A 23,712-nucleotide genomic window follows, 5' to 3' on the forward strand; every position below is an offset into this window, starting at 1 on the left:
GCGCGGAAGCATCTGAAAATTCTTTAGCGGCTACCTGATTCGGCAGGAAGGCGTTCGGCTATAATTTCTGCAACATCCTTGATAGCTGGACCGTTTGGGCCGGCTTTTGTGGCGGCGTCACGAAGCATTGTTAGACAGAAAGGACATCCGGTAGCGACGGTATCAGCCCCAGTGGCTGCGGCCTCGACATAGCGGGCATCATTGATTCTTGGCGCAGGCTCCTCCATCCACATTTGGGCACCTCCAGCGCCACAGCAGAAAGAATTCTTCTTATTTCGTGGCATTTCTATGGTGGTTGCACCGACATTTTCTAGAACAGATCGTGGGGCCTCGGTAATGTCATTTTGTCGACCTAGATAGCATGGGTCATGAAACGTGACATCTTCTTGCAGCACTTCAACGGGAATACGCCCTTGGTCTGCAAGTTCGGACAACAATTCCGTATGGTGGATCACATGGTAATGCCCTCCCATAGCAGAGTACTCCTTGCCAAGTGTGTGCAGGCAGTGAGGGCAGGTTGTCATGATACGCTTTGGCTTCACCTGATTCAGTGTTGCAATATTGGTCCCGGCAAGCTCTGAGAACAGATATTCGTTACCACTTCTGCGTGCGGAGTCACCGGTGCACCGCTCACGGTTTCCCAAAATAGAAAACGAAACCTCAGCTGTTTGCAGAATGCGTACGAGTGCACGTGCTGTTTCCTGGGCTCTTTTATCGTAGGAGGGAGCACAGCCGACCCACCAGAGTAGCTCGGCATCAGGATTTTCCTCAACAGTAGGAACCTGCAAGTCCTTCGCCCATCCCATTCGTTCTCCCACGCTCATATTCCATGGATTTCCATTACGCTCCATACCCTGGTAGACGGATTCCAGTGTTTCTGGATATTGATCTTCCATGAGAACCAGACCGCGTCGAATCTGCAGGATATCATGCATGGGAGCATTTGCAACAGGGCAGATCTCTGTGCATGCCCCGCATGCGGTACATGCCCAAACCGCTGCCTCCGTGATCGCGTATTCTGTAAGTCCGATCGCGGAGATCCCCCCCGCAGCAAGGTCCGATAAATGCTCGTTGACGAAGTAGCGCTTATTGATTTCGAGGGCTGCAGGCGATAATTCTTTCCCCGTGGCATAAGCTGGACAAACATCCTGGCAGCGGTTGCACATGATGCAGGCGAATGTATCAGCAATACTTGATTGCGGGAGTTGCTCAAGCGTGAGGGCTCCAAAAACGTCCGTGTTCTCGTCTTCAAAGTCAATGGGATCCAGTGCGCCGGGAGAGGATCGTTTTTCCTGTGTGATGAAATTGACCCCCGCCATGATGAAGTGAAAATGTTTTGTATATGGGAAGTAGGGGGCAAAGGCTAAAATCAATCCCAGTGCTCCCCACCAACATACGTGGTGCCAGATCGTGAGACTATTTGGACTGAGATCCGACCACAGTGGTGTGATGGATGAGGCTAGGGGTTGCCACGGATCCGGGCCATGCAACCCGATGGCGACCGATTCTCCAAGCAAACGAAATCCCACATGAAACAGGATAAAAAAACCAACGATTGCCGAGTCGCGGGATATTGTTTGGCGTAGGAAAGGCAGGCGCACCTCTTTGATACGCAGGATGTTGTCTCGCTGAGTCAGGACCTCGCGCCCAGGCAGGATGAATCTTCGCAGCAGAAGCAGCAGCATGGCAAGTAGCACGGCGCCGCTTGCGAGATCGACGGTGAGGCGATAGCCTTGGGTAATCCAGTCCGGGAATAGAATTAGTGTAGAGAAGTAGCCTCGTGCCAGATCAACGACATTCACCAGGAGATAAAGGACGAAGCCCCATGCCAGCGAAGCATGTATTGTACTGGTCAGAGGGCGCATCTTCCACATGCCTCCCATTGTAATCCATGCCCCCATCGCACGAAGTGTGCGTCTCCAGTCTAGCTTCAGGGCGGGAGACTGCCCACGCTGAATGATCTTGAATACCGTGGAGAATCCTAAGCCAGTACCATACACGGCAAAAAGTGCCGCCAAGGTAAAGAGAGCTTTTTCCGTCAGGGTCAGCATGGCCCTGAGTTAATCCAGCGTATACAACGACGGACTGATCTCTTTGTGGGTACGCTCCATAATGGCTTGGTTCGCAGTAATTGCAATCGCGGCAGCCTCTAATCCCCGCTCCCAGTTTGCAGCGGGTGGGTAAGGTCCAAAGGCGTGATTATCCATGAACTCCTGCATTGCATACCATAGGGGAGTTTCGACATTGGGATCATCTTCAGTTGGATCTACATTTTGGGCATCCAGCTGGGTTGCATTGGCTAAAAGGGCAATACCGGTTTCTTTGTAGAAGCGGTCTTTTCTCGCGTATACCTCCCAGCCAAGCATCAAGGAGTCTACCTCCTTGAACATCCATGCTTTACCCCGGTCGCGGAACACAATGGTACTCTCGGATCCCATGTAAACTTCATAAGCCTCCTCATAGGAGCTCACAAGAGTTGCGTCAAAGAGCATGTGCAGACCACTTGGAAACTCAAAGACCGCCTGAATCGTGTCAGGTACCTCTCGTCCATCATCCCATCCCATGATTTGTCCAAACCCGTGAACCGCGGTCGGAAGCTCATCGAGCACCCAGTAGGCAACATCCATCTGCAGTAATGCAGCTTCGCCAATTAATCCGGTAGTCAGCTCGGGATCCAGACGCCAGTTCAGTTCACGAACGCGTTCAGCATTGGGGGAGGCTCGCCGCCAACTCTCTTTCGCATGCCACTGCCCACGTGCCATCGCAGGCCTACCGATTGCTCCACTGCGCATAAATTGAAATACTGAGCGGTGTTGTGGGTTTGAGCGATAAATCTGGCCGACCTGGAAGATTTGACCAGATGCATCCCGTGCAGCACGTGCAATTGATTTGGCAGCGTCAATTGAGGATGCCATTGGAGCTTCACAGTATACATTCTTGCCCGCCTCCAGCGAATCAAGTACAATATCGCGGTGCAGATGTGTAGGGGTTGCTACGATCACGGCCTGGATATCCGGATTGTCGAGAATCTCGCGATAGTCCGCATGTCGTGTTGCATCCGGTGCGTCCCGCTGTGCACGGCGGAGCATGGGAGCATAGGTGTCACAGATAGCTGAGACTACTGCACCAGGGACACGAGCAAGTGTAGCAGTGATTTCTCGTCCCTGTGGACCATAACCAATGATGCCACAATGAACGTCATCGCGGTTGCCGGGCCATGGCCTGGTTTTGATGTTGGCTGCACGTACAAGGCCTGCTCCGCTGAGGGCAGCACCGCCCATAAGAAAAGCTCTTCGACTAACCGTTTTTTTCGTCATTGAGAATCGTTGAGTTTACTAAATTGAACCCATTGGAAACAAAATTTAGTTCATTTCCATCGGAGTATGCACAAAGTATACGTATATCCTGAAATTTCTGTGCCATCTGATCTATTTCGGTACGATTCATGGCCAAGAGTGCCGTTGAGACTGCATCGCAGACTATTGCCGATGAATGGATTACCGCGGCAACTGCAGCACCTTGTACAGGATAGCCAACACGCGGATCAATTACATGTCCCCATACCTGATCCCCTTTCTTGAATGCCTTCCCATGGGGAGCCGACACCGAGAAGGCTTCGTCACAGATGGTCGTTGATGTCAGCATGCTAGATTCGTCCAGGGGATCGACGACTCCGATTGTCCATCCCTCATCGCCTGGGGACGGTGTTCCGATGGCTGCCATAGTGCTTGTGCCTCCGTGAAGGAGGGCAGACATGATTCCACATTCCCGCAGTAGATCTGCAGCCTCCTGAATGGCATACCCTTTTCCGATCGCACCAAGGTCAATGGCCATTCCATGTTGCTTGAAGGCGACTGTATATTCTTCTTCATCCAGCAGTACCTGATCCATCCCGGTTTTTTCCAGGGCCTCTTCCCTTGCGGATTCTTTGGGCCAGGCACCCGAGCCGCGCACAAATCCCCAACAACGCATGAGTGGTCCCACTGTGACATCAAACGCACCTTCTGTCTTGTCGTGAAGGTCAGAGGCCATTTTCAGGAGGGAATAGAGCTCTGGTGTGATCTGTACGGGGTACTTCGATGCGTTATCGTTGATATGGCTGATTTCGCTGGTTGGGTTATAGAAGCTTAGTCGCTGATCCAAACGTTTGATTTCGGATAGAGCCTCCTCACCTGCCGCTCTCAGGAGCACAGCATCCTCCCCATGAATCACCAACTCAAACCGTGTCGCCATGGCGTTAAGCGCCAGTCGAACGGTTTGCATAAGCAGTTACATCTAAGGTAAACCGATATGGAAGGGGCAGAACTCCATCCCTTCCATACCTGCACAGCTTACCAAACTTAGTGAGTTTCGGTGGCGTACGTGATCGCCTCAATCTTCGATCCGCTACCCGTATGGAGAGACCGGTCTTCTTCATTGAAGTAGATCATTTCGCCCATGCGCTCACTCAATTCTGCCATAGAGATGATGGTTTGCGCCCGAATGGCAACATCAATATTCCCATTCGTTTGTCCATCTTCACGAATTGCCGTAAAGAAATCTTGAATATGAGCAGGCACATCTGCACCAGGCAGAAGGTTGTCCATTTGCTCTCCATCGACTAAGTCTGCGAAAGGACGCTCAGGGCGGAGCTCCAGGCTTTCGCCACTAAAGTACAGCGTACCCTCGTTGCCTCGAATAACCTGTCCCAGTCCCTGCTCATTGACACTGCTGCCCGTCACGAGCATACAAAGTCCACTTGGGAATTCGGCCAAGAGTTGGCAGTTATCGGTCACATCACGGTCTTCTGGTCCGAAAACAGCGTCTCCGATCTTTTTATTTCCAACTGAGCATACCCGCTTTGGAAATTCGGGGGCACCCGTTGCAATCAGAAGGGGATGGATTCGATGCGCGAGGAGGTCGCCCAAGATCCCTGCGCAGTACGGATAATACTTTCGCCAGCGATGGTAATGTTGTGCATTGAACTCGCGGGCGGATACCGGCCCCAGCCATTTTTTCCAGTCGATCGTAGTTCCATCTTCGAGTTCCGATTCTATCTGGTAATAATTCCATTCACCGATGGGGGTATTACGGCAGTATGAGTCCTGTGCCAGAACCAGTGGACCAATCCGTCCGCCGCGAATCAACTCTGCGGCTGCATGCCATTTTCCTTGGGTACAGAATTGAGAACCGATCTGAAACTTATGACCAGTTTCCTTGACCTTGTCATAGATCTCGAACCCTTCGGCAAAATACCGGGTCATCGGCTTTTCGCAGTATACATGCTTGCCCGCATCCAATGCATCCACAGCAATCTTCGTGTGCCAGTGGTCAACTGTACCAATAAATACCGCGTCAATATCCGGGTTATCCAGAATTGCCTGATAATCCTCGTGGACTTCTACCGCAGCTTCGCGGCCAGCCGCCTGACGTGCTGCATCCAGTGCGGCGTGAGCTTGGTCGCGCCGCTTGGAGAATAGATCGCAGGCTGCTGCACCAATCGCATTCAGTTGGACGTTATGACGGGATCTACCGTTATTCGTTGGATTGGTGACGTTCAGTAAGTGAGCGTTAAAGCCCTGGCCACCTACGCCAATGAATCCGCACACAACCGCATCATTGGCTCCTAATACCGAACCAGTTGCGGGTGCTGAAGCACGCACAGTCCGTGTACCCTGCATACCGGCCACGACAGCGGCGGTACCGATGGCGGATTTCTTGATAAAGTCACGGCGAGAATTTTGCTTATCTCCTAGCATGGATGAATTAATAGTTAGCTGTGGAAGTGGAACCGCTTTCACGAAAGCGGACAGGAACTCAAATATAATAAATTTTTGAATACATCCAACATTAAGTCAGATCGATCTCTCTGAAATCAGTGGCAATCTCGGTCATAATATTGGCGCTGAGGTGGGTAAGATGTTGCAAGCTTGTGGATACTCGGGTTCACAGGAAATTGGAGGCAACCAACTAGGGCGGGCAGACCAACTTTCCGAAATATCTGGTTCAGCGGTGGGTGCAAGAGTACTCATCCTGCACATGATTCAGCATATTCGATCGCCTGGACTAAGCCGTCAACCATTCTATGCATTTGAAGATGTGATTGAGCATACTCAAGTGCATGAGATGAAAAGCGGTCTTTGTTTTGTAACACAGCCGAAGTTACTTCCGTGAGAGAATTCAGGTTTCCATAATGATATTGCATGCCATTTACACCAGGTTTCAGATATGCGATCTCTGGGCTATGATAGCGGATTCCGGGGTCAGGACTTGTGCAGGTGACCACTGGAAGTCCCAGGCAGAATGCATGATTCACGTTCAAACCGACATATCCAGGGCAAACCATGACATCCGCGGCATACATCCATGGGGCAGAGTCTTCAAGCTTTGAAAGTGCTCCAGGAAAGAATACATTCGTTAATCCCTCACGCTGAATTCGGAGCGTGAGTTTAGTTCGTTCTGGACCATCACCAATCATAATGAGCGTCGCTTTTCCCCTTGCGCTCAAAGCCTTGTGAAGGTCTAACAGAACTTCTGGTTGTTTATCCGCGATCAGACGTCCGAGAAAGACCACGGTTGCTCCTTGCTCCGGTAATCCCAGGCGAGACCGGACACTTTTTTTCCCCTCTGAGACTAAGGATCGGTGCAGTCGAAACAGCCTGTCCGTATCCAGTGTGTTCTGTGCGACAAAACGGTGTTCGGCAGACACATAAGGACGAATCATCTCAGCGATTTCATTGGTATAGCAAACACAACCGTCCACTCTTTTTGCCAGAGCCATACGGTAACGGTCAAGTAGGTTGCGCCCTGAAAATGCCCGCAGATTTGAAGAAAAATGTCCCCAGAGCAGTGTCCCAATCCCTTTTCTCCGGGCCGCAGCCAGTAACCAAGGTAGAGTAACAGTTCGGGGAGACTCCTCCGCCATTATAACAGCTGGATTGCATGCCACAACAGGGCGCATATTTTGGATCAATGCTCTCTGTCCACCAATCCATGTATTTTTCAATTCGATAAGGCTGTAGCTTGAACTGGATACAGGAGATAGTCCTTTGAAAGAAGTATCGGGAAAAGAACCAGCATACACAATTAGCCTCCCATGCAGGCGTTCGTTTAGTTTTTCTAGGATCGGGCGTCGATATTCCGGTAAATACCGCGTTATATAGGCAATAGGCCGACTCATGGGGTACCTGATCTGAAGTATATGCTCAAACCGAGCGATGATTTTACTAATCTCAAATTTTTGAGTTGCCCAAGTTGGGGCTCTCTCCCACAGTACGACATGATCTGGGTTCACCAAGAAGTTGTTGAGCTTGTGAAAACAAGGTTGCCACAATAGGCATGCCCAACCTAATCCCCGTGATCCTAGAGAGTCTGACAAAGAGTAGCCGGGAAGCATATGCACTGAGTTCGTGAACAAGTACTTGCATAACTCAATAGATCTCGGATGAAATCTTCAACTTTGAAACTGGGGCGGGGGAGACTCTTGCCATAACATCATCTCCACTGGAGCCATCCCCGGATATCAATTGGCCACAACGAACGATTCCCGCTCAGATGTAGGAATGAGTGTATTTGGGATCCTTCCTGTCGCATTTTGTATAAAACGGAAGCCCATAATCATCATGCGTTCATCTCGCCGTCAATTTTTTAGACGTCCATTCGGAGGATTATTTGAATCAATATCCCGAAGAAGCGGGGACATGAGGTTTGGTCTCGTAACCTATCTCTGGGGGCGGGATTGGGATCTCCCGACACTGATTCGGAACTGTCAGGATACGGGAATAGAAGGGGTGGAATTGCGAACCGAACATGCGCATGGGGTAGAAATACATCTATCCGCCGCAGAACGTGCAGCCGTGCAGGCACAATTTATGGATAGCGACGTGGTTTTGGTAGGGCTGGGAACCAACTGGTCCTTTCATCACACAGAGGCTGCCCAACAAGCACATGCAATCAGTCAAGCAAAAGCTTCGATTGTCTTAGCTCATGATGTAGGAGCGAGTGGTGTCAAAGTGAAGCCGGATGCTTTGCCCGATGGTACTCCCGAAGAACAGACGATCGCCCAGATTGGGCGGGCACTGCGGGCGCTCGGTCAATTTGGTGAGGATTATGGGCAGGAAATTCGACTTGAAGTTCATGGATATCGTACAGACGAACTACCCGTCGTCAGGCAAATCATGGAGGCGGCGAGTCATCATAATGTCCGTGTATGCTGGAATTGTAATGAGGCTGATTTGAATGAGCCGGGACTCACGCATAATTTTGATCTTGTCCGAGGCTACTTCGGGGAGACCGTCCATATTCGTGAACTCGATGGTGCTGCGTATCCATACAAACAACTCTTTGAGCTACTCGTGGAGTCCGAATATGCCGGCTGGATTTTATTGGAAGCGCGGACGGATCCCCCTGATCGGATTTCTGCGCTCAGGCACCAACGCTCATTATTTGATGCTCTGTTAAGACTGTACGAGAAAGATTGAAGCGAGCTAGGGTCAAACAAAAATGCCCGCACGGGGCGGGCATTCTGTTGTGGAGATGCCGGGAATCGAACCCGGGTCCGAAAGGTCGGACAGACAAGCGTCTACGTGTGTAGGTCACACCTTAATGTCTTGCATCTACCCTTGGCGTGCGACCGGGGCCGGGTGTCAGCAAAGGCTGATCGATACCGCTACCAAGATCCAGCCGGAATCCAGATAGGGTGCTCACATTTGGCGATGCCTTCTATACCACCTGTGAGCGGGTATGCATAGAAGACAGATAGCGGGTTTATGCCGCCATCGCGTACGAATAATCGTTCGCAGTTACAGGTTTTCTGACGTGATTTTTACGAGTCCAAGTCAGATTGACTCGACACGCAGCTTGTTGTGCGATGCAATCCGTCGAAGCCTGATCATCCCCATGGAGTACGAAATACGCCAAGAGTCAGAGAAAGGTTCATCAACGTAATCCGGATAGACCTGATTCAGGTACTCAGAGAAGGAAATTATCTGGAACGAACCTCGTCCCGAGACATGTCCGTTCCAACCGCAACGAGTCCATGCGATTCAAAAACCCGATCAATATCACGAACGACTCGGCGACGGATACTGCGCTTCAGAAAGGGAATTTTACTGCGTGAACCGCTTGGGTAGACCCGGTAGGGGTGCACAAACAAGCGCACATGCTGAGCACCGATCGGTACAGCCTCTACCTGGACAACAACCTTGTATAGAAGCCAGTTACGGATCGGGCGATTCACTGTAGAAACCGCATTTGGTGGAGAAGACGGGAGCAATTCCCATCCTGCCTCTATCAGGGCCTCTTCGATCTGGGACAACGGAACAACATCATTGTAATTGTACTCGTAGTCTCGGTAAAGAGGGTATAGCGTGGGAGAACAACCAATCACCGTCGAGGCCAAAAATAGGACCACAAGAAGGTTTTTGTACACGGAGATCTTACTTAGGCGGGAGTGGTGACTTTGCTGAAAGAGCGATCCAGGAATTCGATCATCAATTGGTTGAAGGCTTCAGGACGTTCCATCATCGGAGCATGTCCACATTTTTCGATGAACCGCAACTTTGCGTTAGGAAGCAATTCCTGGAACATGTGGGCGACATCAGGCGGGGTGATCTGATCTTCCGAACCCCATATGAGGAAAGCGGGAACGTTAACGTCACTGAGCTCGTCAACAACGAGATCTTTCATGGAACTACGGGCAAGCCAAACAAAACGAAGTGCGCGTAATCTGTTTGTTGCAATATCAGATATGCGGTCCAGCAGTTCTTCAGTTACCATTGCTGGGTCGTAGAATGTCTTTTCCGCTTTGACTCGAATATATTCGCGATCATTGCGTCGAAAAGTTGTATGCCCTACTTCTGTTTCGTAAATCCCGGAAGAGGCAGATAGTATCAGACCGGCAACATGTTTCGGGTGACAGGTAATGTATCTGACGGCGATTTGCCCGCCCAGGGAATTGCCAACCAGAATCATTTCATCAAGGCCCAGGAAAGTGGTAAATCTATATACGTAGTCAACGAGTCCCTGTACATTGGCCTGTTTACGGGGTAGATCATCCATCTTCAAATTGGGGACAATTGCCCGATACCCATTGGCTACCAAGGCGGAAGCCGCATCAAACCAGCCCTCTGGGTTCCCCAGAAGTCCATGCAGGAGAAGGATGGGCGGACGCTCATGATCTTCTCCCGAATCAATATATTCAAATCCGCCGGATTCGTGAGATTGTAGATTTGGCGGAAGGGAGTGATTATCTATAGAAGGAATAGGAGTCACCAGTTTGAATGCAAGAAAGATAAGTTATTTCGATGGAATAGGCAGAGCGTGAGAATGGAACCGATTAATGCACTCCTTAGTAAAATGCGGTTCTTTTTGGTTCTGCTATACCTTAACTACAAAATCAAATCATTATATGCCCTGTGGCAAGAAAAGGAAGCGTCATAAGATCGCAACACATAAGCGCAAAAAACGACTGCGCAAAAATCGTCATAAGAAGCGAAATCGCTAGGCTTGGCCGTCTGACGCTGATCTTTAATCTGGTTTGGGATTGAAGTCGGTAGGTAGTCATCATATTTTAGCCCGAGAGCAATGTCTAAGAATTATGGCTTAGGAGATGTGACACGTGCCCTAGGTTGGGGGCTTCTAATGGGTGGAGGAGTAGGTTTTACGCTGGGACTTTTGCTGGCTCCCGAGGAAGGCAGTCGGCTACGTCGTCGGGTAACCTTTCACTTGGAGGAGTTGGCTAAACAGGTCGGAAGCCTGGCGGACACGATGAAAGAGCCCCAGGAAAATGCGGGTGCAAAGTCTGAAGGGGAGGCGCTTGTAGCAAAAGCAAATGAGCAGGCGCAGGAAATAAATTCGCAGATGGAAGAGATCATGGGGTCTGCGTCTTCGGGGCGTTCGGAATCTTGAAAGGGAGGAGAATTATCGACGATCGGTTTGCAGTGCTGGTTGGATCGGCGAATTTCATGGCGAGCGGGGGGAATCCGTTTGCTCCAGATGTTTTCGACTATCGGTCTAAGACGACCTTCAACTATTTCCATCAACTGATTCCCAAACGTCGGGAAATTCTAGATCAGCTATTGGAGCTTATCCGCCGTGACGAAACAGAGGCTCTCGAAGATATTTTTGGCCCTGAAGGGCTCTCCGATGGTGTAAAACTGGCAAAGGCTGTTTATTCTGCACCGCTGATGGCAGCACGTAAGCGTTTTGTGCCAGATCCGTTTTTCAGCGCAGTTGACTTTGACGGGCTTCCCACAGGGGCACAGCGGCGTCTATTGGAAAACAGTGTCATTTTCAGTGGTCTATTTGGGCTACTTCGCCCGGATGACTTGGTACCGGAGTACAGGCTCAAAATGTCTGCTGCTCTCTCTGAAATCGGTCCCCTGACTACTTTCTGGAAGCCACACATTAGCCCATTTCTGAATAGAGTTGTTCGGAACCGCTTTGTTTGGGATTTATTGCCAGAGCCCTATCGCGAGGCGTGGGACGATGATGGATCTCATATTGCACGAGCAACGGTAGCATTCTACAATGCAGATGGGAGTGTCGTGAAAGAAGATGAGGTCTACCGTGGGCAACTCATGAATTTCATTGTACGCGATCCAGCGATCGATGTGGAAGCACTGGATGATTGGCGTCACCCGGGAGGTTTCAGGTTGTCTCGTGGGCGATCAAGCCTGGAAGGTGAGACGAAATCAGTCGTCATGATTCGCCGCTAAGGCAGCCTCATGCTGGAGTTGCACGCCCTCTTGATTCTTTTCTTCGCAGGCGTGGCCGGAGGGATTATGAACGTAATGGCGGGGGGAGGCTCAACCATTACGCTTCCTGCACTCATCTTATTGGGACTTGATGCCGGTGTAGCGAACGGGACGAATCGTGTTGCGATTCTTATCCAAAATATATCAGCCACGCTAACATTCTCGTCTCAGAAGAAGACCCGTATACGTAAAAGTGTCTCCTATGCGTTGTGGACGATCCCGGGAGCGATATCTGGTGCTTTTATGGCCACCCGGATTGAAGATGCCTTGTTCGAGAAAATTCTTGCGGGCCTGTTAATTGTGGTCGTTCTGACCATGCTTGTTCCGCGAGAGAATGGGGCTTCTGACAAGATTGCGAGGAAATCAGTCTGGACGGGACCGGCACTTTTGCTGATTGGATTCTATGGAGGATTTGTTCAGATAGGTGTCGGGTTTTTGTTTATGGCTGTATTTTTCCATTTATTGCATTTGGATCTGCTGACGACCACCGTTCACAAAGTCACGGTTATATTACTTTACACGGGTCTGACGCTTTTCGTGTTTGCAGTCTTGGGTAAAGTAGACTGGGGGTTTGGATTGACTTTGGCTGCAGGAAATGCGACAGGGGCATTTATCGCAGCTAAGGTTGCGATTCGGCGGGGCGAAAAGGTCATACGAGGAGTCATGGTCGTTGCCGTACTGATCATGGCCTTACGAATTTTAGGCTTGGTGTAAATGTACACTTGGCTCCAAACAGCCCACACCGTGAAATGACGTTATTGCTGTGTGTGGGGCTCAATCTGAATCATGGTCTTGAAGTGTGTGTAGATTTTGATAAATGCTTCATGCGCAATTAAAATGATCCATTTAACGTTGCAAGGCGGCGGACACAGCTATGGATACAGGCGAATTTTTAGCGGTGTTGACCTGGAATTGTTCTCTGGGGATATCCTGGCAATCACCGGTGCGAATGGCTCGGGAAAGTCAACCTTGCTGAAGATGTTGGCAGGAGTCCTCCGGCCGACAAACGGTGAAGTGAAACTGACCCTTGCAGAACAGGTCGTTCCACAGGAGCAGCATGCGTTACACATAGGACTCGTGGCACCGTATGTGAATGTATATGAGGATCTGACGTTGCGTGAGAATCTTAGATTTATAGGGAAGGCCCGGTCAATGAACTCAAACCCAGCACGGATAGAATCCACGGTCGCAGATGTTGGATTAACCGCTCACATTGACGAACCTGTAAGGACCTATTCAACAGGCATGCAGCAGCGGGTGCGTCTTGCAGCTGCTTTATTCCATGAACCCAAAGTTCTTTTGTTGGATGAGCCGACGTTGGGTTTGGATCCAAAAGGAAAAGAAATTTTCAGGAAAATGGTAGTTGGATCGAAGCAGGCCAGACACCTGGTTGTAATTGCTTCCAATTCGGAAGATGAAATCGCAATGGCAGATCAATTATTGTGTATCGAGGATTATGCACCAAAGGCGAGACTATTTGCATAGTCTTCACACAAATAGTCGTATACTTTGACCAAATCTAACATCTTAAAGTCATGATAGCCCGGCACCGTAAGGGCATGATCATCAAAAACACGAACAAGAAGGCAATCTCCGTCAAATTGGAAGGGCGTAGGATTGAGATTCCGGCCGGAGGTACGGTTCCCGTCACTTCTCAGGAAGTCATGGATAACGCATTACGGGATTTGCTGCAGGTTCGTGAATTAGCGATCGTTCGCCCGCTTACAGAAGAGGAAAACGAAGAAGTGCAGGAGAAATTTGGCCACCAGAGGAAGCCCGGAAAATCGAACCCCTCATGAAAGTACTGGCACTTGAGCCATGGTATGGTGGTTCGCACCGAAATTTTGTAAGCGGACTCATTCAAAATAGCCGCCACGAGTATGAACTCGTAACTATGGCATCAAGATTTTGGAAGTGGAGGCTTCAGGGTGGGGCCCAGACACTTGCACGGAAATCCAGGCAACTGATCGCAGATGGTTTTCAGCCCGATGTGATCTTGGCTTCCAGCATGGTCAATCTGCCGGCGTTTTTGGCCCTGGTCCGAAAAGAGATCGGTAGCGTGCCAGTAATTTATTATTTGCACGAAAATCAACTGACCTATCCGCTTTCGAGTGAGGAGAAGCGGGATTTATCGTATGCGTATATCAATTACCTCTCATGTCTGGCAGCGGATCAGGTTGTCTTCAATACAGAGTTTCACTACAAAGAATTTATCCGTGCTCTTCCTGGCCTATTGCGAGTATTTCCAGACTATACTCATTTGCACACCGTATCAGAAATCCAAGCAAAGAGTCGGGTCATGCATCTGGGAATGGATCTTCAAGCACATGCGAGCTATGCCAGCACAGGGGATACGAGAGATGGTCCACCGATCGTACTCTGGAATCAGCGTTGGGAGTATGACAAGAATCCAGAAGCTTTCTTCAGGATCATGAACCGCCTGGATGATGCAGGTTGCCGGTTTCGGTTGATTCTTGCAGGTAAGCGTTTTGAAGAGCAGCCATCTGAATTCGATGTTGCATTTGAACGTTACGCCGAGCGAATTCTACACTACGGATATGCAGAGGATTTTGAGGAGTACAGCCGTTTGTTGCATCGTGCAGATATTGTCGTATCAACCGCGATTCACGAATTTTTTGGAATCGCAATGATGGAAGCCATCTATTGCGGGTGTCATCCCCTGCTACCGAATCGTTTGAGTTATCCGGAATTGATTCCAGAAAATCTACATAAGCCACTACTGCATGCTCCCATCCTTTATGAAACGGAGGAAGAGTTGTTTTCAATTTTGAAGGGGATGTTGACCGGTGAAGAGCATCCACTTCCCACCAGCACACTTCGAGGGATCGTAGCCCGTCTTGATTGGTCGGTTCATGTAGAGCAATATGATGCTCTGATAGAGTCTTTAGTGTGAACGAGACGGCGTTGTCTCGTGTGGGGGTGGGAGAGTATGGGAAGGAAATGGTGGAGGCAGCTCCGAGGAAAGCTCTGTGGTTGCCAGGTTTTTGCGAGAGACGCGCTGGTCGGTTCATTTGATAATGCTGTCTGGTTGGGACTACTAATCCGGCTGGACTCACTCACGAAGGGGACAGAGTACCCCGAAATAACCCCCTAGTGGGGAACCATCTGCAGCCATTCTGATCTGATTCGAAATCCCTATTTTTGTAAAAACTCCTATGAACTGCGATGCCAACAGAACACTATCAGCGTGTAAAAACTTTTATGGAGAAGGTCGGCCAAGAGACCCCAACAGAAGTAGTGGTTCCAGATGAACATACACGGCTGCTTCGTGCTCGTTTGATTCTTGAGGAAGCATTGGAAACCGTGCATGCCCTTGGTATCTCGGTTCGAGTTCAGGGGCAGGAGGCAGACATAGATTCGTGTGAGTTTACGCCGAATAAGCCGGTTGATCTAGAAGGTGTAGCGGATGGGTGTGCCGACATATCTGTGGTAACGATAGGAACCTTGATTGCGTTTGGGATAGAAGATGAGGAACTGCTTCGTGAGGTAGATGAGGCGAATTTGCGAAAATTCGGATCCGGCAGTTATGCCCGTGAGGATGGCAAATGGATGAAACCACGAGATTGGACTCCTCCAAACATAGCAGGTGTGCTAGCGAATCAGTAGGGCGTGGCATGACGGCACAGAAATTCAGCAGATTTGCTTCCGGAATCCTTGGAACAGCATTGTGTTGTATTCATTTTTCCGATAAGTGAGAAACACAAAATCAATTTTGATGGACTCGCGCATAAAGTCCAGGGGATTGGTTGAGAGCAAACTCAGGTACAGTATCCGTAACCTGACAGTTATGGTCGGTAGTCTGCTCTTTGTGGTGCCCAGCGTAGTGGCCCAACGCTCACCTCAGATTGAGGTTGATTATGCGTCTTTTGCCTATGATGAGCAAGAGTCCCTGGTAGAACTTTATATGGCGCTAGAGGCGAGTTCCCTTACCTATGCAGCGCAGGATTCGGGGTACAGTATCGCGATTCCATTTCATTTGAGTTTGATACGTTCCTCAGCAGATGCGAATCGGGATCTAGCAGAGGATCATCCCGTATGGGTGCAGGAAGATGAACTTCGCTTCTTCGTGCCCGACACATCTTCAATAATTGAGGGGCGAGTTTTTTTACGTCAAACTCGATTCACGGTACTTCCAGGCAAGTATGAGCTACAAGTGGATCTATTGATTGCAGAGCAGGAAGTGATCCAGTCACGCCGAGACCTAATCATACCTGATTATAGCCAGCGGGAAAACTGTTTGCTTTCAGACATCATCTTGGCTTCCAGTATTGTGGATTCGAATGATAACGAGGATCCTCACTACAAAAATGGGTTATCGGTCGTCCCGAATACGAATCAATTGTACGGCGCGGATTCTGCACAACTATTCTATTATGTAGAAGCCTATAATACCGCTTGTGCTGCGTCGGATTCAGGTGAGTATACCGTGCTCGTGTATGTCGCAGAAGCAAGTAGTCCAGTCTGGGTTCCGGGCCTTGAGGAGCGATCTGAACGTAATGTGCGCCAGACAGATGTTCTCGTTGGTTCATTTGATTTGTCTGACCTTAGATCGGGGACTTATTTCCTGCACGTAGCAATTCTGAGTAGTACCAATGAGACTGTAGTAGAAGAGAGTCGAAAATTCTTTGTTTTCAATCCATCCGTAAATACTCTCCAGTCCGATATGATTACGGGTGACGAGACGTTTGAGACAAGTAGTTATGCAACTATGACGGAGGAAGAAATAGAAAGGAGATTGAAGTATATTCAAGTCATTGCGAATGACCAGGAGTCCAGACAGATTCGACGTGTTCAAGATTTGGATGAGCGAAGGAGATTATTAATGGATTTCTGGGAGGTACGTGATCCAACTCCCGGGGCAGAGGGGAATGAGTTCCGGGATGAGTTCTATCGTTTGTTGATGTATGCCAATGAACGCTATTCTGCTCACCGAGTCGAAGGATGGGAGACGGACCGCGGAAATACCCTTCTAAGGTATGGCAGGCCAACAAATATTGGATCGAATATGTACGAGCGGGGACGAAAGCCATACGAGATATGGAAGTACAATAACATTCCCGGTGAGGGACAGGCTGAGTTTATATTTGCGGATTTAGATGGATTTGGCGATTTCGAATTGATTCATTCTACGGTTGCGGGCGAGCGTAAACTCCCCGATTGGCCCCAAAGAATTTCCGATAGGTATTGACGTGGAAACAACAACAATAGAATCACTCTCAAAGCAGATTGGACAGACAGCTACTCTGCGGGGTTGGTTGCAGCAAAAACGTGGTTCCAAGGGACTTTTCTTTCTGGTTCTCCGTGATGGGACAGGTCAAGTCCAGTGTGTAGTGAATCAGCAGAATGTAGATGCGTCTTCATGGGAACATGCTTCTGTTGCAACTCAGGAGACATCACTGGTGATCAAAGGGGAAGTCCAGAAGGATGAACGTCAGGTTGGGGGTGTGGAAGTGCAGGTTTCGAGCATTGACGTAATCCAGATCGTAAGCGACTATCCAATTACTCCCAAGTCACATGGAGTAGAATTTTTGATGGATCGGCGTCATCTCTGGCTTCGAAGTCGGCGCCCCTGGGCGGTGATGCGTATTCGAAACCGCATCATTATGAGCATACACAATTTCTTTCAGGAGCGTGGTTTTCTTCAGATGGATGCTCCGCTTCTTACAAAGAATGCGGTGGAAGGAACCAGTACGCTCTTTGAGATTGACTATTTCGGGAGTTCAGCATATCTGACACAGAGTGGCCAGCTTCATGGGGAAGTTATGGCAATGGCTTTCAATAAGATCTATACCTTCGGCCCTGTTTTTCGTGCGGAAAAATCAAAGACACGGAGGCATCTGACTGAATTCTGGATGATAGAGCCCGAAATGGCATTTTATGATCTGGAAATGAATATGACGCTAGCAGAGGACTTTCTGGTTCGGATTGCTTCGGATGCGGTGTCTGACTGTGAAGAGGAACTCGAGCTATTGGGACGGGATCTGGACGCACTGTACCGAATTCAGACACCATTTCCGCGCTTGACGTACAGCGAAGCCGTGGAGCTTATTCGAAGCGAAAAAACCCGGCTCCTGATTGAAGAAAGGCAACAAGGGTTACGCGGTGAGAAATCAGATCTCGAAAACGAGTGCGCACAGAACAAAGAGATTTATGGGCGCTCAAAGGAGTGGAAGAAGCGTCGTATTGATGCGCGTGAGATTGAGATCAATACTCGTCTTGATCAGATCGAGGAAGAACTGCGGAACTTACCTCAGTGGTGGCAATCAGCGGCTGAGTTTGAATGGGGTAAAGATTTTGGCGGTAGCGACGAGACATTATTAACTTGGCATTTTGATCGCCCAATTATTGTGCATCGTTATCCAGAAGCCGTCAAAGCGTTCTATATGAAGCGCGATCCAGAAGATGACCGCCTAGCACTTGGGATGGATGTTCTTGCTCCTGAAGGTTTTGGAGAGATTATTGGTGGTGGCCAACGCGCAGATGATTTGGCTTTTTTAGAGGAACAGGTGAGACGGCATAATCTTCCTCAGGAAGCTTTTGAATGGTATTTTGATCTTCGCCGATATGGCAGTGTGCCCCACAGCGGCTTTGGTCTGGGCCTTGAACGGACGGTTGCATGGGTTTGCGGACTTGAACATATCCGGGAAACGATTCCGTTTCCTCGAACACTCGGACGACTCACACCATAGGAATGGAACGTTATCCACAGAGGCCGCTACAGTTTACTCCACGGTTGCCGGAAGAAATGTTAGCGCGGGCCGAGCAATTCCGTGCACTGATGCAGCAGCGGCGTTCTGTCCGCACATTCAGTAGCCGTCCAGTCCCTCGTGAGTTGATTGAACAGGCGATTCTGACCGCCGGCACGGCTCCTAGCGGAGCGCATCGGGAGCCGTGGCATTTTGTTGCTGTGAATGATCCTAGAATACAATCGGAGATTCGAAGAGCTGCCGAAAAAGAAGAGCGCGAGAGCTACAAGCGGCGAATGTCTAAGGAATGGTTGGATGCCCTTCACCCACTTGGCACCGACTGGAACAAGCCGTTTCTTGAAATGGCTCCCTGGTTGGTGGTCTGTTTTGCCAAGAATATTGGTGATGACGGAATGAAAAATTATTATGTTCAAGAGAGTTGTGGAATTGCCTGCGGATTATTCATCGCCGCGATCCACAATATGGGCTTGGTGACACTGACTCATACTCCTAGCCCAATGCGATTCCTGGGTGACATCCTTAAGAGACCCAAACATGAAAGGGCCTATATTCTCTTTCCTGTGGGATACCCTGCGGAGGGTGTGATGGTACCGGATCTAAAACGAAAAAGCCAGGAACAGTTAGTTACCTGGCAAGAACGCGATTAAGCAGGGCCTTCGGGATCCTTACCCATACAGCAAGGATCCCGAAGGAAGCGGGTTTGGATTAGTGCACAAAGAGAATCTCACTGTAATTTGGCAGTGGCCACTTATCGTGTGGCGTTAGGCCTTCCAGTGCATCCGCAGCTTGCCGAACTTTGAGCATAGCAGGAATGACATTGTCTTTCTTGTGCTGTGCATTTTCGTGCAGATCGTCAACATGTACGTCTAGTTGTTCGGTCAATTCATCTACTGCACTAACCAGTTCGGAAAGGCGGCGATTGACCGATTCTGCAGTGTGAGCAGCGGGAGACACAGCTTTCGACTTCAGACCGGCTTTTGAAGAATGAAGCGAGATCTGTAAGAGTTCATTCAGGTACTCAAAGCCTGCCGGTATGATTTGTGTCCGAACCAGGTTTTCCAGCGTCCTCCCTTCGATATCAATTGCCATCTCATATTGTTCAAAGGCAACTTCCTTACGAGCTTCTAGCTCCGCGGCACTTAGAATGCCAAAAGAAGAGAACAGTGCAACGTTCTTTTCAGAATCAAAATGCTGGAGTGCATCAACACTTGTGCGCAGGTTCAACAAGCCACGTTCTTCGGCCTCTTCATGCCATGCCTCTGCGTAGTTGTCTCCTTCAAACAGGATAGATTGAGACTCCATCGCAATTTTGCTTAGAAGGTCAAGCACCGTTTTCTTGAAAACCTCAGGATCATTCTTGTCTTTTCCACGGAGAGCATCACGCAGGCTGTTTGCAAAGTCCCGCAGGGATTCAGCAACGGTCGCGTTCAATACAACATTCGGGAAGGCCAGTCCCTGGCTTGATCCCACGGCACGGAATTCGAATTTATTGCCCGTGAAAGCAAACGGGGAGGTGCGGTTACGGTCACCTGCGTGCTTCGGAACTAGTGGCAACATACTTACCCCCAGAAACAGGTCGGTATCTTTGGCCGATGTTAGTTCATCGCCATTGATCAGTTTTTGGTATAGATCATATAGCTGCGAGCCAAGGAAAACACTCAGGATCGCCGGTGGTGCTTCGTTCGCTCCCAGACGGTGGTCATTACCTGCAGAAGTCACGGATAGCCGAAGCAGGTCTTGATGTCTATAGACGGCACGGATCACTGCCGTGCAGAAAATCAGAAAAGTAAGATTCTCGTGAGGCGCGTGACCAGGGTCCAACAGGTTCTCTCCTTCATCAGTTGAGATTGACCAGTTGATATGCTTACCGGAGCCGTTCAGATCAGCAAACGGTTTCTCGTGCAAGAGAGCTACCAGCCCATGTTTACGCGCAATCCGCTTGAGCGTAATCATGATGAGATGCTGATGATCTGAGGCGATCCCGCTGGTTTCGAATACAGGAGCGAGTTCGTACTGACTGGGTGCTACTTCGTTATGCCTTGTCTTGACGGGGATCCCGAGGCGGTAGAGTTCTTTTTCTGCATCCAACATACAGGAAAGCTGTCTGCCTGGGATTTCGCCGAAGTAGTGGTCATCCAATTGCTGTCCCTTGGGTGGGTTCGCACCAAGGAGGGTCCGTCCTGTGTTCACTAGGTCTGGTCGGCGATAAAAATATTCTTCATCAATCAGGAAATATTCCTGTTCTGCTCCGACCGTCGTTTGCACACGCTCGGTATCTTTTCCGAGCATACGGAGGACGCGGCGTGCCTGCCGGTCCAAAGCGTCGATTGACCTCAGGAGCGGGGTTTTATGATCAAGTGATTCCCCCGTCCAGGAAACAAAGCAGGTAGGAATAGCCAAGTAGCTTCCGTTTTCATTCTCGACCAAGAAAGCTGGCGAAGAGGGGTCCCACACCGTGTACCCACGCGCTTCATGTGTGCCCCGAAGTCCTCCGTTGGGAAAGCTGGAAGCATCGGGTTCTCCCTGAATTAAATCCTTTCCACTCAGGGAGGTGATGGCACTTCCAACGATGGTTGGGTTGATGAAGCTGTCATGCTTTCCTGCAGTTCCACCTGTCAGAGGCTGAAACCAGTGGACAAAGTGCGTAGCACCGCGCTCCAGTGCCCATTCTTTCATCGTAAGAGCTACGATTTCTGCATGATTTGTGGCAATTGGTGAGCCTTTTGTGATGCAGTTGACCATTCCTTGGAAGACCTGTTTTGGCAGTCGCTTACGCATTTCGTCAATGCTAAACGTGTTTTCTGCAAAATTCTCTTCCAGATCAGGTGGAGTGATCTTTTCAATGTGGTTCGCGCGATGTTTAGTTGCGGCAGTGAGATTATGAAGTCGAGTACTCATAAGGTTGAAGTTGTGTGTTGATGTAGTCCGAGCTCAGCAGGCTCATAGCGACAAAGTTACGCAATAGTAAAGAATATGTTCAGGAAATTTGGCAGTATTCACGGAATATTGACAGAAAAAATACCTTTTTTCTTCAATAAATCAAATTATCTGCGTATACCCCCTAAATTAGTCAATAATGGCTTTATGATCGACACGCCTGGATTTCGTGCGAATCGGTCGACGATGGCGGTCAGATTGGAGAAAGGGCCGGGTACAGACAAAGAAGCCGCTCCAGTATCATAGTGGATACTGGAAGAGCAGGGGCTCAAGGGTAGAAAAAGCTCTTTGATGGGGAGATCAGGTCTTGAATCCCCATATTGGTGGTAAAAGTTTAGCGTCCAAGATAGTGAAGTGTACGCTGTGCTGTGATATCTCCAGTTAGTGTGTAGAAATAGGTCCCCGTACCCAATCCATCCGCGTGTAACACAGTGGAATACTCACCTACTTGGTGATAGTGGTCCGTCAGTGTGCGAACGCGTTGGCCAAGTATGTTGAATAGCTCCAGGACCACTCGACTGGGGCTACCGACCCTATAGGTTATGGTAGTGGAGTTTGTGAATGGGTTAGGATAGTTTCCAAGGAGGCTTGTCTCATCATGTTCGGGAAGATCTTCATTACTGGTCGGCGATCTCAATTGGAATTGCATCCAATTTACCGCTGGCGTTCCTGCATGGAAATGAAGTTTCATCACCTGGGTCCCTTCATCCAGTTCAATTCCGGCTACACGGACAGTTTGAAAACCACTGCGAGCAGCATGGTCTATAACCCCGGTTTTATCGATACCGTCAAATTCGAGGGAAAATGAGATACGTGCTGCCTGACTGGTCCTGGCCATCCTGATTTGAAGGTTATACATTCCGGCCTGCTCTACATGAACGGTGTAGGCAACCCATTCTCCTCGTGCAGTATTTCCAATGTGGTAGCCAATGCCATCGGTTGTAGGATAGACATCCACTCCTTCGTCAAGTCGAATCCCATTCCCATCATTTGAGGATGAGCGGTCCCGATAGGCGACTCCGGGGCCACCCAGGTCAAAATACTCGGCCTGAATTCGTTCTTGAATCGGGTGTGGGCGCATTAGATAGGGGGCATTCTGCGTACATGAATCGCCTACAGTTATCGTCTCTGTCTCTGATGAGCTAGACCATCCGCCAACATCAATTGCCCTGGCACGCACCGCATAGCATCCTTGGGATACATTTTCAACAGAGGTACTCCACTCAGCTGCGCCGCCTGAGATCGTTTCAATTAGACCATCATCCTGATAGAGTTCCACTCTCAGTATCCGGCCGTCAGGATCTTTTGCAGTCCCTGTGAGAGTAGCTGTATTGCCTGCTTCTAGGCTCGCAGGGGCTTCAATTGTAACTTGAGGCACATCCACGTAACGGTAAACCCGCACGTAATCAATCAGCATTTTTTGCGGAAAGATACTATCGTCAATGCCTTGTTGACCTCCCCAGGTGCCTCCGATTGCAATATTCAGGATCAAATAAAAATCTTTGTCAAATGGCCATTTTTGCCAATTACTCAGTCCTTTGGAATAGGTCCAGTACGGGTTGCCGTCTACGGAAAATACCATCTGGATCGGGGTCCACTCGACGGCATAAACATGCAAAGCCTCCGATGCATCGGAGACTTGTGTTGAGCCGCCTGGGGGTTGTGCTCCCCCGTTCCAATTGTAGGCATCGGTATGAATCGTCGCATGAATGGATCCATGGTTGTGTCCCACATGTTCCATGATGTCAATCTCTCCAGTATCGGGCCACCCACCATTGCCATACGAACTGTTCGTTGGGAGCATCCAAATTGCGGGCCAGGTGCCAACACCAGACGGGAGTTGAGCACGGACTTCAACCCGCCCATATGTCCAGTCCCCTTTTGTTTTGGAGACCAGTTTAGCAGAAGTGTAGTCACGACCATTCAGGGATTCTTTTTTAGCTTCAATAATTAGATGCCCATCCTCAACTCGTACATTTTCCTCACGATTTACGGTATAGGATTGTTGTTCTGCGTTACCACATCCAGGTAGATTGGGGCAGGTGTCATATGACCAAAGAGTGGGGTCCGGGAGTCCTGTATATTCAAACTCGTCGCTCCATATCAACTCCCATGATGACTGAGCATACAGATTAGACGCTGTAACGAAACCGAAAAAGCAAAAAATTGCCAAAAATATAGCGCGTATCATGAGGCAGTTGTTTCCAAATTGTCCATGTGCGAAAACAGAAATTTTGACAAAATGTTCACATTTCGGGGGTATTCGGCCTGAATTTCCAACTACATACCGGAAGCCAAATTGATGGGGGACT

Annotated in this window: 20 protein-coding genes and 1 other RNA gene; 11 read left to right on the plus strand and 10 right to left on the minus strand. The window is 49.4% G+C overall.

What is annotated here, in order from left to right; translation table 11 throughout:
- Positions 1 to 23: 23 nt before the first annotated feature.
- The 5 genes from F4Y64_04365 to F4Y64_04385 all read right to left on the minus strand — a co-directional run bounded on the left by F4Y64_04365 (position 24) and on the right by F4Y64_04385 (position 7,375).
- Complete coding sequence (locus tag F4Y64_04365; GenBank protein ID MXX96834.1) at positions 24 to 2,051, minus strand: (Fe-S)-binding protein; 2,028 nt, start codon at positions 2,049 to 2,051, stop codon at positions 24 to 26.
- 9 nt (positions 2,052 to 2,060) lie between these two features.
- Positions 2,061 to 3,317 (minus strand): Gfo/Idh/MocA family oxidoreductase, encoded by a 1,257-nt coding sequence (locus F4Y64_04370; GenBank protein MXX96835.1) that lies wholly within the window; start codon positions 3,315 to 3,317, stop codon positions 2,061 to 2,063.
- Positions 3,298 to 4,263 carry an FAD:protein FMN transferase gene (locus F4Y64_04375; GenBank protein MXX96836.1) on the minus strand — a complete coding sequence of 322 codons (966 nt, stop codon included), beginning with the start codon at positions 4,261 to 4,263 and terminating at the stop codon, positions 3,298 to 3,300. The genes F4Y64_04370 and F4Y64_04375 overlap by 20 nt, the downstream gene beginning before the upstream one ends.
- 77 nt (positions 4,264 to 4,340) lie before the next feature.
- Entirely contained in the window at positions 4,341 to 5,738 is a 1,398-nt protein-coding gene (locus tag F4Y64_04380) for a twin-arginine translocation signal domain-containing protein (GenBank protein MXX96837.1), read from the minus strand.
- Positions 5,739 to 6,007: 269 nt separating this feature from the next.
- Positions 6,008 to 7,375: a glycosyltransferase family 4 protein gene (locus F4Y64_04385; protein MXX96838.1), complete on the minus strand. Its 1,368-nt coding sequence runs from the start codon at positions 7,373 to 7,375 to the stop codon at positions 6,008 to 6,010.
- Positions 7,376 to 7,505: 130 nt separating this feature from the next.
- On the opposite strand from F4Y64_04385, the gene F4Y64_04390 reads away from it, so the two are divergent.
- Entirely contained in the window at positions 7,506 to 8,459 is a 954-nt protein-coding gene (locus tag F4Y64_04390) for a TIM barrel protein (protein ID MXX96839.1), read from the plus strand.
- 47 nt (positions 8,460 to 8,506) lie between these two features.
- Here the strand turns inward: F4Y64_04390 and ssrA are convergent.
- From ssrA to F4Y64_04405, 3 genes are all read right to left on the minus strand, one after another.
- Positions 8,507 to 8,877: a transfer-messenger RNA gene (ssrA, locus tag F4Y64_04395) on the minus strand.
- An 85-nt stretch (positions 8,878 to 8,962) separates the two neighbouring features.
- Positions 8,963 to 9,409, minus strand: a complete 447-nt coding sequence (locus F4Y64_04400; GenBank protein ID MXX96840.1) for a hypothetical protein — start codon at positions 9,407 to 9,409, stop codon at positions 8,963 to 8,965.
- An 11-nt stretch (positions 9,410 to 9,420) separates the two neighbouring features.
- Positions 9,421 to 10,272: an alpha/beta hydrolase gene (locus F4Y64_04405; protein ID MXX96841.1), complete on the minus strand. Its 852-nt coding sequence runs from the start codon at positions 10,270 to 10,272 to the stop codon at positions 9,421 to 9,423.
- Between the two features lie 291 nt (positions 10,273 to 10,563).
- Between F4Y64_04405 and F4Y64_04410 the strand changes: the two genes are divergently transcribed.
- The 10 genes from F4Y64_04410 to F4Y64_04455 all read left to right on the plus strand — a co-directional run bounded on the left by F4Y64_04410 (position 10,564) and on the right by F4Y64_04455 (position 19,110).
- A complete protein-coding gene (locus F4Y64_04410) occupies positions 10,564 to 10,887 on the plus strand; it encodes a YtxH domain-containing protein (GenBank protein MXX96842.1) in 324 nt (107 codons plus the stop codon).
- 56 nt (positions 10,888 to 10,943) lie between these two features.
- Positions 10,944 to 11,696: a YaaA family protein gene (locus F4Y64_04415; GenBank protein MXX96843.1), complete on the plus strand. Its 753-nt coding sequence runs from the start codon at positions 10,944 to 10,946 to the stop codon at positions 11,694 to 11,696.
- Positions 11,697 to 11,705: 9 nt separating this feature from the next.
- A complete protein-coding gene (locus F4Y64_04420) occupies positions 11,706 to 12,449 on the plus strand; it encodes a sulfite exporter TauE/SafE family protein (protein MXX96844.1) in 744 nt (247 codons plus the stop codon).
- 123 nt (positions 12,450 to 12,572) lie between these two features.
- Entirely contained in the window at positions 12,573 to 13,220 is a 648-nt protein-coding gene (locus F4Y64_04425) for an ABC transporter ATP-binding protein (GenBank protein MXX96845.1), read from the plus strand.
- A 50-nt stretch (positions 13,221 to 13,270) separates the two neighbouring features.
- The gene (locus F4Y64_04430; protein ID MXX96846.1) at positions 13,271 to 13,534 is read left to right on the plus strand and encodes a hypothetical protein; all 264 of its coding nucleotides are present in this window, start codon (positions 13,271 to 13,273) and stop codon (positions 13,532 to 13,534) included.
- Positions 13,531 to 14,649, plus strand: a complete 1,119-nt coding sequence (locus tag F4Y64_04435; protein MXX96847.1) for a DUF3524 domain-containing protein — start codon at positions 13,531 to 13,533, stop codon at positions 14,647 to 14,649. The genes F4Y64_04430 and F4Y64_04435 overlap by 4 nt, the downstream gene beginning before the upstream one ends.
- A gap of 272 nt (positions 14,650 to 14,921) precedes the next feature.
- The gene (locus F4Y64_04440; GenBank protein MXX96848.1) at positions 14,922 to 15,362 is read left to right on the plus strand and encodes a hypothetical protein; all 441 of its coding nucleotides are present in this window, start codon (positions 14,922 to 14,924) and stop codon (positions 15,360 to 15,362) included.
- A gap of 109 nt (positions 15,363 to 15,471) precedes the next feature.
- A complete protein-coding gene (locus F4Y64_04445) occupies positions 15,472 to 16,944 on the plus strand; it encodes a GWxTD domain-containing protein (GenBank protein ID MXX96849.1) in 1,473 nt (490 codons plus the stop codon).
- Positions 16,940 to 18,445 carry an asparagine--tRNA ligase gene (locus F4Y64_04450; GenBank protein ID MXX96850.1) on the plus strand — a complete coding sequence of 502 codons (1,506 nt, stop codon included), beginning with the start codon at positions 16,940 to 16,942 and terminating at the stop codon, positions 18,443 to 18,445. Before F4Y64_04445 ends, F4Y64_04450 begins: the two co-directional genes overlap by 5 nt.
- A gap of 2 nt (positions 18,446 to 18,447) precedes the next feature.
- Positions 18,448 to 19,110 carry a nitroreductase family protein gene (locus F4Y64_04455; GenBank protein MXX96851.1) on the plus strand — a complete coding sequence of 221 codons (663 nt, stop codon included), beginning with the start codon at positions 18,448 to 18,450 and terminating at the stop codon, positions 19,108 to 19,110.
- Between the two features lie 58 nt (positions 19,111 to 19,168).
- Here the strand turns inward: F4Y64_04455 and F4Y64_04460 are convergent, their stop codons facing one another.
- Positions 19,169 to 21,361: a glutamine synthetase type III gene (locus tag F4Y64_04460; protein MXX96852.1), complete on the minus strand. Its 2,193-nt coding sequence runs from the start codon at positions 21,359 to 21,361 to the stop codon at positions 19,169 to 19,171.
- Between the two features lie 373 nt (positions 21,362 to 21,734).
- Positions 21,735 to 23,591 carry a family 16 glycosylhydrolase gene (locus F4Y64_04465; protein MXX96853.1) on the minus strand — a complete coding sequence of 619 codons (1,857 nt, stop codon included), beginning with the start codon at positions 23,589 to 23,591 and terminating at the stop codon, positions 21,735 to 21,737.
- Between the last annotated feature and the right edge of the window lie 121 nt (positions 23,592 to 23,712).

It is taken from the genome of Rhodothermaceae bacterium (assembly GCA_009838195.1).
Taxonomy (GTDB): domain Bacteria; phylum Bacteroidota; class Rhodothermia; order Rhodothermales; family Bin80; genus Bin80.